This is a genomic window from Peribacillus sp. SIMBA_075 (assembly GCF_046534585.1).
The window spans coordinates 1-254 of the sequence record NZ_JAWRYN010001094.1 but is presented as its reverse complement, the minus strand read 5'-3'; the positions used below and the strand labels follow the sequence as shown (position 1 = coordinate 254).

The 254-nt window shown below is 49.6% G+C and carries 1 pseudogene; it reads right to left on the bottom strand.

What is annotated here, in order from left to right:
* Positions 1 to 254, bottom strand: a pseudogene (locus SB775_RS31670) (serine/threonine protein phosphatase); the annotation flags it as partial.

Here is a 254-nt window from a genome sequence, read left to right as displayed (position 1 = left end):
ATACGTAAGGATCTGTCTGTTCAACCGGCACTCCAGGCTGGACGCCCGCATGGACGAACAGATAGTCTTCCGTTTCATAGTAAAATGCCGTTTCTTTTAAAAATTCGACATGTTTCCAAAACAACTCCCTAGATGGCAACGTCATCCCTTCTATAGAAGCGTCATAGCTCTGCAATGTCGAAAGTGCCCCGTTGCGCAGCCAGTTTCCCGCTGCGCCGGTTTCCCCTCTAGCCGCTTCTAGCATCATTTGATCG